The following is a 14775-nucleotide window of genomic DNA, read 5'->3' as shown; positions in this document are numbered from 1 at the left end:
GGAGAGTCGAAGTGGCAACTGAGAGCTTCATCATCAAGGTGAACCGGACAGAGGTGCGGGTCACGACAGATATGAGTGTCGCGGCCGCGATGATGATGGCGGGAGAGCCTTGCCGGATTTCAGTGCGCGGCGAGCCGCGGGCGCCGATGTGCGGAATGGGAATCTGCATGGAGTGCAGGGCGACAGTGGATGGCCGAAAGCACCAGAGGACCTGCCAGGTGATGTGCGTGCCGGGAATGGAAGTCGTCACGGAATGACCAGGACCTTCGATGTCGTGGTTGTGGGCGGAGGGCCTGGAGGGATTGCCGCGGCCGCTGTTGCCGCTGAAGCCGGCCTTCGCGTCTGCCTTGTGGATGACAACCGGAGCCCGGGCGGCCAGATCTGGCGAGAATTTGATCGGGACGGGACGAAGGATAATCCGCACTGGCGCGAGTTCGCTCGTTGGACAGAGAGACTGCGGCGCACGCGTTGCGAGATATGGATGGGATCGCAGGTGGTGGATCAGCCTGCGGCGAACGTTCTGCGGCTGGAGCGCGATGGGGAAGTGCTGGATGTAGGCTTCGGCAAACTGATCGTTGCGACGGGAGCGCGCGAGCGGTTTCTGCCGTTTCCCGGATGGACGCTGCCGGGGGTGACCGGGGCAGGCGGGCTGCAAGCGCTCATGAAAGCCGGGCTGGAAGTTCGCGGAAAACGCGTGGTGGTTGCGGGGACCGGGCCTTTGCTGCTGGCGATTGCGGCGGGACTGAAGGGAGCCGGGGCGACGATTGTTGCGATCTACGAGCAGGCACCGCTCAGGAAACTGGCTGGGTTCGGATTTTCTCTCGCGAGTTATCCCGCGAAGATCGCCGAAGGATTTGGCTATGCACGAAAGTTGCGGGGCGTGCCGTACCGGACCGGTTGCTGGGTGAAGTCGGCTGAGGGATCAACGCAACTGAATCGAGTCAATGTCACGGATGGAGCTAAAGAGTGGGCGCACGATTGCGAGTGGCTTGCGTGTGGCTTTCATCTGGTGCCGAATCTGGAAGTACCTTTGCTGCTCGGATGTGAAGTTGTGGACGGGTATGTTGCGGTGGATGCGTTTCAGCAGACTTCGGTGCCGGCCGTGGCGTGCGTGGGCGAACTGACCGGGATCGGAGGGCTGGAGAAGGCTCTCGTCGAAGGACAGATTGCCGGGTGGATTGCGGCGGGTCGCGAGGAAAAGGTGCGGGCATTTTCAACGCGGATGAAGAAGCTGCAAAGTTTTGCGCGGCGATTGGATGAGGCTTTCGCGCTGAGAGATGAGCTTCGGAATCTGTGTACGCCGGAGACGATTGTCTGCCGGTGCGAAGATGTGGCGTATTCGGCCGCGAAGGCTTGCGGGTCATGGCGGGAAGCGAAGCTGCATACGCGATGCGGGATGGGCCCATGCCAAGGGCGGATCTGCGGGCCGGAAACGGAGTTTCTCTTCGGGTGGCGGGACACGGGGGTGCGGCCGCCGATCCTTCCAGCAAAACTGGGGACTGTGGCTGGGGTGCTGGATCCGGATCAGAGTGACGCCTCAGTGCTGGAGCAGGTGCCGACCTAGCCAGGGAACGGGGTGCTTGGAGCGGCGATCGGCGGGCGATTCGCTTGAGCGGCACGGAATGCGGCACGCGCGTCTTCGAGTTCGTTGCCGACGAGTTCGAGGCGCGGCGGACGTACGCGTGCGGACCCGATGCCTGCTTCCTGCTGGACCTGTTTGATGAGTTGAATGAACTTCGGAACGGTGTCCATGCGAAGAAGAGGCAGGAACCAGCGGTAGAGTTCTAATGCCTGTTGCGTGTTGCCGGTTCGAGCGAGGTTGAACAGGTCGACGGACTCGCGCGGGAATGCATTGACGAGGCCGGCAACCCAGCCCACGGCTCCGGCTGCGATGCCTTCGACGATTGCGTCATCGACACCGACGAAGATGGACAGACGTTCGCCGAGGAGCGAGCGGATTGCCGTCACCCTGCGGACGTCGGTGGATGACTCTTTTACCGCGGCGAAGTTTTCGTGCTCGGATGCGAGCTCTTCAATCTGATCGGGCAGGAAGTCGACGCCATAGGCGACAGGGTTGTTGTAGAGCATGCCTGGAAGAGGAGTTGCTTTAAGGATTGCGGCGACGTGCGCTTTGTTTTCGCGCCAGTCGCCTTTGTAGACGTATTGGGGCAGGATCATGAGGCCGGAGCAGCCTTCCTGGTGTGCGGCCTGGGCAAGAGCAACGGCTTCTGACGTGGAGAGTGCGGAGATTGCAGAGACAACTGGAACGGAGCCGTTCAGCGATTTCACGACTGTCCGCAGGATTGCGACCTTCTCGTCAAAGGCGAGGGTTGCTGCTTCGGCGAGGGAGCCGAGGCAGATAATACCGGAGCAGCCATTCTCGACTAGCCAGCGTGCGTGGCGGGCAACGAAGTCGTGATCGATGCTCAGATCCTGCTTGAAGCAGGTGGTCATTGCGGGCATGACGCCGTTCCAGTTCATGCGGTCTCCTGATGTATGGGCTCTGCTGTTTGCTGGGAGGTTTCGAAGCGAGAGGGGAGATATGGTTCGGGTGGAATCGGCGGCTGAGAGCCGGAGAATGTGCAGGCGAGAATTTCAGCGGTGGCTAAGGCGGTGGTGATACCGAGGCCTTCGTGGCCGGTGGCGAGGCACAGTGTGCTGTCGGAGAGTGAGGCGCCGATGAGGGGGAGTTTGTCGGGAGTTGCGGCGCGGAACCCTGTCCAGATACGGATAACGCTGAGCGATGAGATGCCCGGCATGTAGAGCTGGGCGCGCTGGAGCATGCGGGAGAGGATGGCGTGGTTCACGTCGGGGTCTTCGGCGCCGTACTGGCGGGAGGAGCCGATGAGGATTTGTCCGGTCTTTCGCGGCTGCACGTTGAATGCGACGGAGTCGGAGCTGATGGAGTGGGCGCTCTTGAGATAGCCGAGCTCAACAAGCTGGTGGCGGACGAATCCGGGATATCGATCGGTGATGGCGAGGTGGCCTTTGCGCTTTTTGACCGGGATGCCGGGCGTCAGCGCCGGAGCGTGCGCGCCCAGAGCATTGACGAGGCGCGGAGCGCGGAGCACCGCACCATCATCGAGTATGGCCTCGCCGTGCCCGAAGGAAGTGATGCTGCGGCCGAGAAGCACGTGGGAACTGAGGGCCTGCAGTTCGCGAGCGAGATGGAGAGCAACAACAGGCGGGTAGACGACGGCGTCGTCTGAAACGAGCAGGCCTCCGGCGAGACCGGTGCGGAGGTTTGGCTCGAGGGAGGCGAGCTCAGCCGACGAAAGCATGCGCGAGGGGATGGAGCGTTCCTTCAAATTGGCGTGCTTGCGTTCGGCTTCGGCGTACTCCTCGTCGTCGGCTGCGACCCAGAGGGTGCCGGTGGCTTCGTATTCGGCGGCGTCGGGAAGGCTCGATGAGAGGCTCTGCCAGAGCTGCTGTGAGCGCCGTGTGAGCGCGAATTGCGCTTCGGAGTCGTCCATGACGACGATGTGGCCCATGCCTGCTGCTGTTGCGCCGCCGCCCAGGATGTCTCGTTCGATCAGGGCAACATGCATGCCGGTTTTCGCAAAGGCGAGCGCGCATGCTGTTCCGACGATGCCGCCGCCGGCAACCACGACGTCGTAGTTGCGGGGCGAGGAGACTGTCATTCCGGAACTCCGAGGCGGAATGGATCGGCGGGATCGAAGAGCAGAGTGCCTTCGGCGGTGACGTATGCGGAGCCGGTAATGGAGGGCCGGATGCGAAGTTCGTGTGCAGCAGGTGCGCTGGCGGGAGCGTTTGCATCGGCTTCGAATTCGAAGTTGCCTTCGAAGACAGTTCCCAGTATTCCTTCCTGTCGCCAGGGATGACTGGCCTTTAACGTGGCGTCGGCTGCAAGGCAGGCGATCTTGGCGCTGGTGCCGGTTCCGCAGGGAGATCGGTCGTAGGCCTTGCCGGGGCAGAGCACGAAATTGCGACTGTCGTTTGCTGCGCTTTCGGGATCGGCGAATAGCTCGATGTGATCGATTTCAGAGCCGTTTGCGCCGGTGATGCCGGCTCGGTTCAAGGCTTGGCGAATTGCCCAGGTAAACGCAGTGAGCGGTTCGACGTTGGCGATGTGGAGCTGATGGGCGGTCGGAAATGAGTGCCGGCGTACGAGGAAGAACCAATTCCCGCCCCAGGCGACATCCCCAGCGACTTCACCGTAGCCGGGGACATCGACCGCGAGGTCGCGATGGAGCCGGTAGGAGGGCACATTGCGAACAGTGACGCGTTTGTCCGGGTGCAGCGTGATATCGACGATTCCGACGGGAGTTTCGATGCGGTGTTCGCCGGGCGAGATTTTGCGGAGATGGGCAAGCGTGACGACGACGCCAATCATGCCGTGTCCGCACATACCGAGGAATCCGGCGTTGTTGAAGAAGATGACTCCGGCGGTACAGGCGGGATCCGATGGCTCGACCAGCAGCGCGCCGACCAGAACGTCGGAGCCGCGGGGCTCGCACAGTATGGCGCGGCGGTAGGCATCGAAATGCCGGCGGAAATGCGCGAGTCGATCGGACAGAGATCCGGAGCCGAGGTCGGGACCGCCGCTCAGGACGCAGCGCGTCGGTTCGCCCGCGGTGTGGGAGTCGATGACCTCAATGCGGGAAGGGAACTCGGGAACATGCATGTCGGATGCTGCAGAAAGTATACGAGCCCGGGAGAGGGCGTGGCACGGGAGGGGACCATAGACGGGAGTTTGTATCTTTGCAGTTCAGTTTCGGGGATCGGCTTGTGTTGTGCGATGCGCGGCGGCGGAGCGATATGAGGTGCCGCCGCGCATCCTTCCTCAATCGAAGTACGCAGTCAGCGTAAGAACAAGTAGCGTGACTCCAATGAAGATCGCGGTGAATCCGACGATACGGGCGAAGCGAACATACCAAGTTGCCGGGGCTTCGCCGAGGCGGGCATCGAGCTTGCCTTCCCGAACCATACGGGCGTACTCCTGCGGGCGTTTGTGCTCAAATTCCTTTTCGCTTTCGACACCGGTGAAGATCACCATGTCCATGGGGAAGCTGTCGGGTCTGAGATGCGTGTTGACGAAATGGATGGAGAAGATGAAGAGAATGGCGAGAAGGCCCTCTTCGCTGTGGATGACGAGCGCCGCGTTTAGAGCCCAGCCGGGAAGGAAACGGGCAAAGAAGGGCGCGAACCACATCGCGTAGCCGGAGAAGCCGATGACGATCATTCCCCAGAACACCGCCCAGTAGTCGAACTTTTCCCAGTAGGCGTACCGTTCAAACTGTGGCTTGGGGCCGAGGCCGAGGAACCAGCGCATGTGTGCGAAGAGGTCTTTCGCGTCCTTCCAGTTGGCGACCATCGAGGTTGCGCCCCAGAAGATGCCTTTTTCTCGACGATAGAGGCCGCGTGTGAAGATTTCTTTCACGTGAATCAGAAACGCCACGGTGAGCGCGAGGGCGCAGAACTTGTGGAAGGAGAGGATGGCGCCGAAGCCGCCGACCGCTCCGGCTAAGCCCCGAGCCCAGATGCTGTCGCTGAAGCGGAGGGGCAGGCCCGTCCCGGCAAGCCCGAGAAATGTGGTGAAGAGCACAGCGTGCATGGCTCGCTGCTGACGGGTGAAGCGAACGAAGAAGCGTTCTGTTGCGGGAGCGGGCATTTTCGTTTCCAGCGAAGCTTGAGCCAACTCAGGCATTCTTGCCTCCATTTCCTGAATTCCTCTTCACCTGATCGAACCGGGAGCGAATGAGCCAGAGAGCTGTGTGAATCACGAAGAAGGTGAGCACGCTGATCAGCAGCAGGTTCATGAACAGCCGGATGAAGTAGAGGGCCGGGTTCAGCTTGCGATCGCGCGCATTTGCATGCGGCTGGTACTGGACGAAGCTGGTGTTCGCGCCTTTGTGGCACTTGCCGCACGTTGTGATGAGGTTGGTGCGGTTGATTGCGGATCGCGGATCGGAGGCTGGATGGATTTCATGCGCATCATGGCAATCCCAGCAACGCGCGGTTTCGACATAGCCGCCAAGTAGACCAAGCTGGGAGTGGAAAGTGTCGTGATAGGTGGAGAGCTTGTCTTTGTGACACGATCCGCAGATGGGAGTGGACTGCATGCGGAAGGCAGACTCTGTGGGCTGCAGGATGGCATGGGCGGTGTGGCAGTCTGTGCAGACCGGCGCCTTCAGGTCGCCTTTTGCGATGCCCTGGCCGTGTGCGCCGCGCTGGTACTCGTCGTTGATCTTGGCGTGGCAGGCGCCGCAGGTTTTCGGAATGTTGGCTTTGGAGGTGGGGCTGTTCGGATCCTTGTGGCTCAAGATGCCGTGGGAGCCGTGGCAGCTCTGGCAGTTGGCGGCGACGAGGAGGCCTTCCTTGTTGAGTGCGTTGCCGTGGATTGAGTCCAGGTAGTGCGGGTAAACGCTGGGCAGGCCTTTTCTGGTTGCCATGGCGCCATCGCTGTGGCACTGTCCGCAGGTTTTTGGGACGTTCAACGGGTAGACGGCAGATCGCGAATCGGTTTTCGGAAAGATCTCATGGGCGTTGCCGTGACAGCTGGTGCAGGGGTGGTCTTTCGAGGAGGAATGGACGCTGGCGGAGAGTTTGGCGCCCTCGTCGGCATGGCAAGATTTACAGTCCACCTTTGCGATGTGATCAGGATGCGGATATTCCTTGATGTCGGCGTGGCAGTTGTTGCATTGCAGGCTGCCGTGGACGCTGGCGCCGAACTTGTCGCCGTCTACGGAGATGCTGTGGCCGGCGGAGTCCTGCATTGTCTTGTCGGCGTGGCAGGCAAGGCACTCGGATTGTGCGAGAGTCCGGAAGGGCGTGAAAGAGAGAGCCAAGACGGCGAGACTCAGGGCAGAAGTGCGACGGCAGCTTGACAGAAGAAACTGCGATAGCCAATCAGCGGGCCAGGAAAAGACTGCAAGAAAGTAAGCAGCGATACGCGCGGCTCTGGTCATGATCTTCCTTCAAGGCGCGTGAGCAAGTGCCCGTGCGCACGAGGCTTCCCCGGAGCGGATGTTCCGCTCGGATCCTAAAGTGATCTCGCGGGGATTGCACTTTCGAGAAGACTCCTTTTCGGACAGCTGCGGCAGTGATAGTGGTCACAACTGCAATTGAGTGAAGGGAGGCAGTTCGATTTCGTTTTGTGAGGAGAGCCACTTCACCGGCGTGAAGGGCAGCGGAACGCGGCGCTTCTGCAAATCTTGATCACATCGGGGCGCGTAGCGCTCAGCGTTTTCTCGATGCAGGTAGTCGTGATGCGAGTCACATGCCTTGATGCGCGATTTTCAGGAGAATTGTCGCCGATCGAGGTGTGCTTCATGGCGACATCTGCCACAGCTTCGAGTGCAATCATGCTCACTCTTCCTACAGACGGAATCCGCCAGATGCAGTGGCGGTTTGCGGATCGCTATGACCTGCAGATGCTGGTGCAGTCTGCGCGCGGCGTTGCCCGCGGAACGGTGGCGCAGATGGTTGCGAGCGGCGAACGCAACAGCCACGAATGGACTCCAGCGAAGAACGAAATGCTGGAGGCGTTCGATCGTGCGGGGATCACGGCGGCGTTCATGGAGCCTGAGGAGGGCGGGTTCATCTCCGGGCCCAAGAACCTGGCGCTGGCGCTGGCGGCATTTGAATTGGCATGGGTAGATGGTGGCGCGGCTACAGCAAGCCTGGCCGGCTTTCTTGCGCTGGCGCCGATTCACGAACGCGGAACGCCGGAGCAGTCGCGGCATTACAAGGAGCTCTCAGCTCCTCCTCAGCCGGGAGAAGATCGCAAGCCGTGGCGCGGCGCATTTGTGCTGACGGAGCCGATTCCGTATGTCGGCGTGGATACAGGGATGCTGAGCGGCAAGGTGCGGATCGCAGAGTGGCGGGAGGATGAGGAGCCCTGGCTGCAGGTGGAGAAGCGCGGACGGTTCATTACGAATATCGCATTTGCGAATTTTGTGACTGCCGCGGTGGCATCCGATGATCCGCGCATCAAGGGCAGTTGTGTTGTGATCCTCGAGGAGACGGACGAGGGAACTTTCGATCACGGAACACCGACGAAGAAGCTTGTGCACCAGTTGTCGTCGACAGGTGACCCGATTTTTAACCTGAAGGTTCCGGCCGGGCGGATCGTGGGCGGATATGCGGTCAGGGAAGGAGTGCTCGTTCCCAACTTCAATCACAGCGAGGTGATTGAAGCGGTTTTTCGCAGAACCCGGGTGACAGTGGGACTGATGACCGCGGCCAAGCTGCTGTCAGCGGTTGAGCCGGTCATTCGGTATCAGCGGGGGCGTTTCCGTGGAGCTGAGGGAGCGAAGCCCGGAACGGTTCGCTACGAGCAAGGCATTCAGCAGCGCGAGGACGCGCTGCACAGGCTGGTGGAAGTTTGGGCGACCGGTGAGGCTGCGGCATCGCTCGGATTTGCGGCCGCGCGGCTCTTCGATGAACTGGATCCGATCGAGAAACAGAAGACAGCGATTATGGCTGAGCGCGGAATCAGCGGTGGACGCGCTGAGTTGAAAGCCTTGCGCGCGAGCGAGGAACGGGCAGTTGCATTGCTGAGGATGAGCGAACGCGACCCCAGGCGAGAGGAGATTGCAGCCGACCCGCTGGTTCAGTTTGTGCTGAAGGATGCAGAGGCCAACGTGCTGTGCCCGGCAACCAAGCTTTGGAATACTGGCGTCGGCGCAAACATGATGCGCGAAGCCGTGAGCCTGATGGGAGGGTATGGCATCACGGAAGATTGTCCCGGGTTCCTGGCCAGTAAATGGATGGATGCACAGCTGGAGGCGACGTACGAAGGACCGGAGGCGGTGCAACGCAGACAGCTGACGATCACGATGACTTCTGAGGTCTTCCTGGCGCAGTTCTCTGCATGGACCGGGGAGATGAGAAAGATTGCGGCCACTCACCCGGGGACGGGCGCCTGCACGCTGGCGACCGCGATGCGGATGTGGCAGTGGACACTGGAGCATTTGCAGAAGGCGACGGACGCATCGGGCAGCAAGCTCTATCACGGCCAGCGGCAGGGTGTGACGTTTCCGCTGGCGGATGCGCTGTGCTGGCTGCTCGCGTGCCGGTACCAGATCTTCGATGTGCTCGAGCTGGAGCGGCGGGGGTATGCGGACGTCACGAGCGGAGGCGATCTGGCTGGGACAGTCCGATTCCTGAGCGAACTGTGTCACGTGCAGAGCGCGCGGGCTGCGGGAGAGGTTTCCCGTATTTGCGCAGAGCTGGTTTTCGGGTACAACGAACATCCGTCGTGGGAAAGCGAGAAGTGCGCGACGTGCTGCTTCTCTGCGAGCGAGGTTGATGAGTTGGAGGAGACGATGCCCGGCATCGCAGCGATGGCAGTGGATGTGATTGGGCCAGACGGCAGTCACCCCACGAAGGCTGGGCCGTGCGCCGGCTGCGCAGGCGCAAACGATTTCCTTCAGTTGCAGAATAAGCTGTGCAGCTGCCTCAGCGGTTCAAGGCTGGCGAAGGATCGCGCTGCGGAGACGGTGAGCAAGGTAATGATTCCCGAGGCGCTGGATTACCCCGCATGAGCCGATTGGAAGACACTGCCGACTGCGGCGCACCGATTGTTGAACGGCAATCGATGGAAGCCGATATTGCGTGTGTTGGATTTGGGCCGGCGATGGGCGGGTTTCTCACAACGTTAAATCGCGCGTGGATGGAGAATCCTTCCGATCCGGTGTTTGAGAGCCAGGTCGCGCCGGGCTTGCCGCTGCAGGTGCTCTGCTATGAGCGCGCGGATGACATCGCTGCGGGAGTAAGCGGCGTGGTGACTGCGGCACGCGGGATCCGGGCCAGTTTTCCTGATTTGAATGCAGCCGATATACCGATGGCTGCGCCGGTAACGTCGGAACGCATCCTGTATCTGCTGGATCCGATTCGTGCGAGCCGGCGACCGTGGATGCTGCGAGCGGGAGATCGACTGCTTCGCGCTTTGGGCGGGCATCTGGGCGTGAAAGATGAAGCTTATGGATTGCCCTGGGCTCCGCGATTTCTGCATAAGAGCGGCGGCCTGGTGATGTCGATCGGGCAGTTCAATCAATGGGTCGGTTCGCAGATCATGGCGTCGGGGCTGGTACAGATATGGCCCGCAATGCCGGTGAGCGAGCCGTTGTTTGCCCCGAACGCGGAGCGTACGGGTGACAAGGTCGTCGGCATTCGCCTGACGGATCAGGGAGTGGATAAGCAGGGTGCGCCGGAATCAGGTTTCGTTGCTGGGATGGATGTTCGCGCAAGCCTGACAGTGATCGGAGATGGGCCGTTCGGGTCGGTAGGCCGTGCAATCGACAAGCGAATGGGGATGCCGGCAGGACACGACAAGCGCGAATGGGCTCTGGGCATGAAGTTTGTGATCGAGTTGCCGGCTGAGACTACGCTCAAGGCCGGCACCGTTTGGCACACCTTCGGCTATCCCGAGCCGGAGATCTTCGGATTTCTGTATGTGCATCCGGAGCGGCTTGCATCGGTGGGCATCTTTGTACCGTCGTGGCTTGGCGATCCTTCGCGAACGGTGTACCGCTACCTGCAGCACTACATTCGGCATCCGGCGTTGTGGCGTTATCTGAAGGGGGGCACACTTCGCTCGTGGGGAGCAAAGTCGCTCGACGAATCGGGGCAACATGGGGAGCCGTTTCTTGCGGGCGACGGGTATGCGCGGATCGGCGAGGGATCAGGGTCAACGAACATGCTGGCGGGCTCGGGCGTGGATGAGGCCTGGACGACGGGAGTGCAGCTTGCGGAGTCTGTGATTGAGTTGCTGCGGAACCGCCGAAGCTTCACCCAAGAGAACCTGGCCGGAACTTATGAGCGGCGCCGAAGAGCAAGCTGGGTTGAACATAACGCAAGGAATGCGATGAATGCACGGAACGGATTTCATCTAGGGTTTGTTCCGGGGCTGATCGGGATGGCGCTGGCAGGATTGACGGGAGGAACTCTCTCAATTGGCGCGAAGATCCCAGCAGCGCATGAACAAATTCGAAAGAGGCATACGCGCTCGATAAAAGAACTGAAGCGGCGTGAAGCGGCCATGGTCGCAGTTGAGGATGGAAAGCCGCTGCACGACGCGATGATGTCGGCACGGGGATGGCCTGAGATTCAGTTTGACGGAAAGCTGCTGGTTTCGCAGCAGGATGCATTGCTGATGGGGGGCAAGGTGCAGGCGATGCCGGGGTTTGCCGATCACGTGGTGTTTCGAGATGCGGGCTTGTGCATCCAGTGCGAGGACAAGACGTGCATTGCGATGTGTTCGGGACAGGCGCTGACGCTGGGAACTGAGGGCGTACCAGCTTTCGAGCGCGAGAAGTGCGTGCACTGTGGCGCGTGCCTGTGGAATTGCGGCCGCATTACTGGTGAAGGTCTGACCAACATTGAATTCCGCAGTGGCGCGGGCGGATTTCATTCGGCAGAAAACTAGCCGGTAGCTTGTAGCCGGTAGCCGGTAGTGACCCATCAGCAAGAAGATCAGAAAGCAGAAAAGATAATGGCCCAGGACTATCGAGAGCTCATCGTTTGGCAGAAGGCAATTGAACTTACAGTTTTGGTTTACAAGATTACCCAGTCATTTCCTCAATCTGAGTTGTACGGGTTGAGCAGTCAAATGCGAAGGGCCAGCGTGTCTGTTGCAAGCAATATCGCTGAAGGGAGAGGCAGAATCAATAGCATGGAATTCCGACAGTTCCTTGGAGTAGCGCGAGGGTCTACATGCGAATTGCTGACGCAGATTCATGTGGCCCGTGCACTTGGGTTCAGCACAGGCGGAAATCTGGATGAAGCCGAATCCCTTGGAACCGAAATCTCAAAGATGCTCCTGCGGTTCATCCAGACTCTTGAATCTCGCAAGATTGCTGGCAAGAATACAGGGGCTCGCTGTGCTGCCTTTATAGCTCCAGGCGCCAGGTCTACTGACGGCTGGCGAAAACAGGGAGAGTTTTGACATGCTGCACGCACTACACATCGTCGTCTGCGCTGGCATTGTGCCGGATCCGTTGCAGACGTTGGAGCCGGTGACGGGCGCGAATGGGCCGGCGCTCAAGAACGAGACGATGCTGCCGGCAGTTCTTGATCCGTGGGCAGCGAGCGCCCTTTATGAAGGTGCAAATCTCGTTGCGAAGAATCCCGGCAGCAAGCTGTGGCTCGTTTCAATGGGACCGAAGGCGAAACTGCAACAGGTGATGATGACCGTTGCGCAAAAGGCGACCTTCGAACTCGTGCCTATTGATTCGGCCAGCAACGGATTTGCGGATGCCCATGCAACGGCAGCCGCGGTCGCGGATGCGATTGAAGGTATTCCGGGGCTTGAGAAGACACGACTGCTGATTTTTGGCGGATGGGAGTCGGCTTCACGCGGAGCCGGTGTCACGCTTCAGGTCGTCGGCGAGCGGCTCGGCATCACCGATCAGTTCATGGGGGTCGACCAGATCGAGATGCGCGAGGATGGTTCGTTTGAAGTTCTGGAGCGAGTGGAAGGGGGCAAGCACCAGGTTTCAGTGTGCGCGGGCGCTCCGGCGGTTTTTGGCTGGGCTACAGGGAATCTTCCGGAGCCGCGCGGCAACCCGCAGATTGGAATGGCGAACATGCGAACGGTAATGCCGGCTTTGCAGAAAGCCAAGCCGACAACACTCGCCGACGGGGGACTGAAGTTTGTATCTGCCACGCTGCCGAGCCAGCAAAGGCAGACGCGCGTGGTCAAGGACCTGGCCCCAGAGGTGATTGCAGCAGAGCTGGTGGAGTGGATAGGAGCGGAGTGATGGCGGAATCGATTCTTGTTTTAACTCACGCTGACGAGACGGGCCGGTCGCTGACGAAGCTTTCTATGGAGGTTGTGAGTGCCGGGAAGGACTTGGCCGCGCGGCTCGATGCCCACCTCGCGATCGGTATTCTCGCTGTGGATTCGGTCAGTGCTGCCGGCACTGTCGGCGGGATCGGTGCACCTGTCTTCGGGGTGTCGGATGAGGCGTTTGCGCAGGCACGTTATGGGACCGATATTGCCGGGTACGAGGCTCTCTATAGAGCGGTCCAGCCTACGATCATTCTGGCTCCCCAGAGTTCTCGCATGGCGCGTGTGGCAGCGGGGCTGGCTCATCGGATTGGGGGGAAAGTCGATACCCACATCACTGCGATTCGCACCGAAGGGGGCCTTGAAGTTTCTCGCTGGCTTTATCGCCAGCGGATCGAGACGGTGATTACGCGGTCGGAGCGGCCATGGGTTCTGACGTTTGAGGCTGGGGTGTACCCGCCTTTCGAGGGTACCGGTGGCGATGTTGTTGTCGAGCCGGTTGCCGTCGAACTGCCGCCGAAGCGCACCAAGGTAATTGGGGTTCGGGCTCCAGCACAGGCGGCCCAGACCATCAGGCCGGATGCAAGGATGCTGTTTGTAGCTGGCGCGGGGTGGACCAAAAAGCAGGCAGATGGGCAGACTCACGCACTGGAAGCGGGTGAGCTGATTCTTGGTTTCCTTCAAAAGACTGGAGCCTCGCTCGGCAGTTCGAAGTCGCTGGTTGACCAGGGCGGGGATGGCCAGCCGGTGCTTCCATTTTTGACTCATATGAACCAAGTGGGGCAGACGGGCTCGACTCCACGCCACGCTAAGGGTTTGGCCACTTGCTGCCACGGGGAGGAGCCGCACGTGGTGGGTTGGCGCTTCATCGGCGACCGGCGGGCTATTTCGCTCGACCCAAACTGCGGCTGGGCGCGCGGCAAGGCGGATGTGGTTTATGTGGCCGATGCCTTCAAGGTGCTCGCGAAGGTGAACGAATTGCTCGGGTCGAGAAGGTAGCGAGCGGTGGGAGAGCTGGTTTTCACGCATTGAGATGGCAGCAAGCGAGGCCGCCCGGGCAGCGTCTAACATCTGGACGTGCCCGACAAACCCCTGAAGGACTACCGTCGGCGCAATCTAGAAGACAAAATACCGGAACGCTGGGGCAACCCTGGCGAGACCGGGCAGCATCTATCTACACGCTGCAATCCATCATTCGTGCGCTTTGAGGGGCCGGTTCAGGGGTCAGTTGCGCACGTATAGCACCCGGATTCGCAGGTCCCACCAGGAGCACAACGAAGATGTCTACGACCATTGAGACGCCCGTCAGCGGGCAAGATGGGGACAATCGCTATCCAATCAGCTCGCTGGAGCCGTCGATGGCTGAATGCCTGACGACAATCCTGCAGAGTCTCCAGACAATGAAGAATGGCGATTTCAGCGTGCGGTTGCCGGTCGCCTGGACGGGACTTCCCGGCAAGATTGCCGACAACTTCAACGAGATTGTTTCTGCCAACGAGCAGATGGCATCGGAGTTGAAACGCGTAGGGCAGGCCGTGGGTAAGGAAGGAAAGACCCGGGAGCGGATTCGGGTAGAGCACCGGCGCGGGGCCTGGGATGACATGGAGACCTCGGTCAATACCCTGGTAGAGGATCTGCTTCGGCCGACGACGGAAGTGACCCGCGCTATCGCTGCCGTTGCCCAGGGCAATTTGACCCAGACGGTGCGGCTGGACGTGGATGGCCGGCCTCTGGAAGGCGAGTTTCTTCGCTCAGCAAACATCGTGAATACGATGATTCAGCAGCTCGGCGTGTTTACGGCCGAGGTGACGCGTGTGGCCCGCGAAGTAGGAACGGACGGAAAGCTCGGAGGCCAGGCAGTGGTGCCGGGCGTGGCGGGCACGTGGAAGGATTTGACGGACTCGGTGAACTCCATGGCGTCGAACCTGACCGGCCAGGTGAGAAACATCGCGGAGGTTGCTACGGCTGTGGCCAGCGGCGACCTTTCGCGCAAGATCACGGTGGACGTTCGCGGCGAAATT

General features: G+C 60.6%; 13 protein-coding genes. 8 read left to right on the top strand and 5 right to left on the bottom strand.

The features are described 5' to 3' along the window. The first annotated feature begins 11 nt into the window (after positions 1-11). Both DHV10_RS22680 and DHV10_RS22675 read left to right on the top strand, forming a co-directional pair. On the top strand, positions 12-257 hold the full coding sequence (locus DHV10_RS22680) for a 2Fe-2S iron-sulfur cluster-binding protein (protein ID WP_239461990.1): 246 nt from the start codon (positions 12-14) through the stop codon (positions 255-257). Continuing rightward, positions 254-1564, top strand: coding sequence for an NAD(P)/FAD-dependent oxidoreductase (locus DHV10_RS22675; RefSeq protein WP_109488711.1), 1311 nt, complete (start codon positions 254-256; stop codon positions 1562-1564). Before DHV10_RS22680 ends, DHV10_RS22675 begins: the two co-directional genes overlap by 4 nt. On the opposite strand, the gene DHV10_RS22670 is transcribed toward DHV10_RS22675, so the two are convergent. The 5 genes from DHV10_RS22670 to DHV10_RS22650 all read right to left on the bottom strand — a co-directional run bounded on the left by DHV10_RS22670 (position 1561) and on the right by DHV10_RS22650 (position 6809). Further along, a complete protein-coding gene (locus tag DHV10_RS22670; protein WP_109488710.1) occupies positions 1561-2481 on the bottom strand; it encodes a dihydrodipicolinate synthase family protein in 921 nt (306 codons plus the stop codon). The two genes, DHV10_RS22675 and DHV10_RS22670, sit on opposite strands and share 4 nt — an antisense overlap. Beyond that, positions 2478-3641, bottom strand: coding sequence for an NAD(P)/FAD-dependent oxidoreductase (locus tag DHV10_RS22665; protein WP_109488709.1), 1164 nt, complete (start codon positions 3639-3641; stop codon positions 2478-2480). The genes DHV10_RS22670 and DHV10_RS22665 overlap by 4 nt, the downstream gene beginning before the upstream one ends. Then, positions 3638-4645 carry a proline racemase family protein gene (locus DHV10_RS22660; protein ID WP_109488708.1) on the bottom strand — a complete coding sequence of 336 codons (1008 nt, stop codon included), beginning with the start codon at positions 4643-4645 and terminating at the stop codon, positions 3638-3640. The genes DHV10_RS22665 and DHV10_RS22660 overlap by 4 nt, the downstream gene beginning before the upstream one ends. 159 nt (positions 4646-4804) lie before the next feature. Further along, a complete protein-coding gene (locus tag DHV10_RS22655) occupies positions 4805-5668 on the bottom strand; it encodes a formate dehydrogenase subunit gamma (protein ID WP_109488707.1) in 864 nt (287 codons plus the stop codon). Beyond that, positions 5661-6809, bottom strand: coding sequence for a cytochrome c3 family protein (locus tag DHV10_RS22650; protein WP_162601803.1), 1149 nt, complete (start codon positions 6807-6809; stop codon positions 5661-5663). The genes DHV10_RS22655 and DHV10_RS22650 overlap by 8 nt, the downstream gene beginning before the upstream one ends. Positions 6810-7292: 483 nt before the next feature. Between DHV10_RS22650 and DHV10_RS22645 the strand changes: the two genes are divergently transcribed. The 6 genes from DHV10_RS22645 to DHV10_RS22620 form a co-directional block, all read left to right on the top strand. Beyond that, positions 7293-9509, top strand: coding sequence for an acyl-CoA dehydrogenase family protein (locus DHV10_RS22645; RefSeq protein WP_109488705.1), 2217 nt, complete (start codon positions 7293-7295; stop codon positions 9507-9509). After that, positions 9506-11392 (top strand): hypothetical protein, encoded by a 1887-nt coding sequence (locus DHV10_RS22640; RefSeq protein WP_204101508.1) that lies wholly within the window; start codon positions 9506-9508, stop codon positions 11390-11392. The genes DHV10_RS22645 and DHV10_RS22640 overlap by 4 nt, the downstream gene beginning before the upstream one ends. Before the next feature lie 66 nt (positions 11393-11458). Next, positions 11459-11911, top strand: coding sequence for a four helix bundle protein (locus DHV10_RS22635; protein ID WP_109488893.1), 453 nt, complete (start codon positions 11459-11461; stop codon positions 11909-11911). A 1-nt stretch (position 11912) separates the two neighbouring features. Further along, the gene (locus DHV10_RS22630; RefSeq protein ID WP_109488704.1) at positions 11913-12725 is read left to right on the top strand and encodes an electron transfer flavoprotein subunit beta; all 813 of its coding nucleotides are present in this window, start codon (positions 11913-11915) and stop codon (positions 12723-12725) included. Beyond that, entirely contained in the window at positions 12725-13753 is a 1029-nt protein-coding gene (locus DHV10_RS22625; RefSeq protein WP_109488703.1) for an electron transfer flavoprotein subunit alpha/FixB family protein, read from the top strand. Before DHV10_RS22630 ends, DHV10_RS22625 begins: the two co-directional genes overlap by 1 nt. Before the next feature lie 281 nt (positions 13754-14034). Beyond that, a partial coding sequence (locus DHV10_RS22620) for a HAMP domain-containing protein (RefSeq protein WP_162601802.1) occupies positions 14035-14775 on the top strand: 741 nt, incomplete at its 3' end.

This window comes from Occallatibacter savannae (assembly GCF_003131205.1).
Lineage (GTDB): Bacteria > Acidobacteriota > Terriglobia > Terriglobales > Acidobacteriaceae > Telmatobacter > Telmatobacter savannae.
The sequence above is the reverse complement of the archived record's forward strand: the minus strand, read 5'-3'. Positions and strand labels throughout refer to the sequence as shown.

Coding starts and splice junctions, on each gene's coding strand:
- DHV10_RS22640 (WP_204101508.1), top strand. CDS start 9,506: ATGAGCCGATTGGAAGACACTGCCGACTGCGGCGCACCGATTGTTGAA.
- DHV10_RS22645 (WP_109488705.1), top strand. CDS start 7,293: ATGGCGACATCTGCCACAGCTTCGAGTGCAATCATGCTCACTCTTCCT.
- DHV10_RS22660 (WP_109488708.1), bottom strand. CDS start 4,645: ATGCATGTTCCCGAGTTCCCTTCCCGCATTGAGGTCATCGACTCCCAC.
- DHV10_RS22625 (WP_109488703.1), top strand. CDS start 12,725: ATGGCGGAATCGATTCTTGTTTTAACTCACGCTGACGAGACGGGCCGG.
- DHV10_RS22670 (WP_109488710.1), bottom strand. CDS start 2,481: ATGAACTGGAACGGCGTCATGCCCGCAATGACCACCTGCTTCAAGCAG.
- DHV10_RS22655 (WP_109488707.1), bottom strand. CDS start 5,668: ATGCCTGAGTTGGCTCAAGCTTCGCTGGAAACGAAAATGCCCGCTCCC.
- DHV10_RS22665 (WP_109488709.1), bottom strand. CDS start 3,641: ATGACAGTCTCCTCGCCCCGCAACTACGACGTCGTGGTTGCCGGCGGC.
- DHV10_RS22675 (WP_109488711.1), top strand. CDS start 254: ATGACCAGGACCTTCGATGTCGTGGTTGTGGGCGGAGGGCCTGGAGGG.
- DHV10_RS22635 (WP_109488893.1), top strand. CDS start 11,459: ATGGCCCAGGACTATCGAGAGCTCATCGTTTGGCAGAAGGCAATTGAA.
- DHV10_RS22630 (WP_109488704.1), top strand. CDS start 11,913: ATGCTGCACGCACTACACATCGTCGTCTGCGCTGGCATTGTGCCGGAT.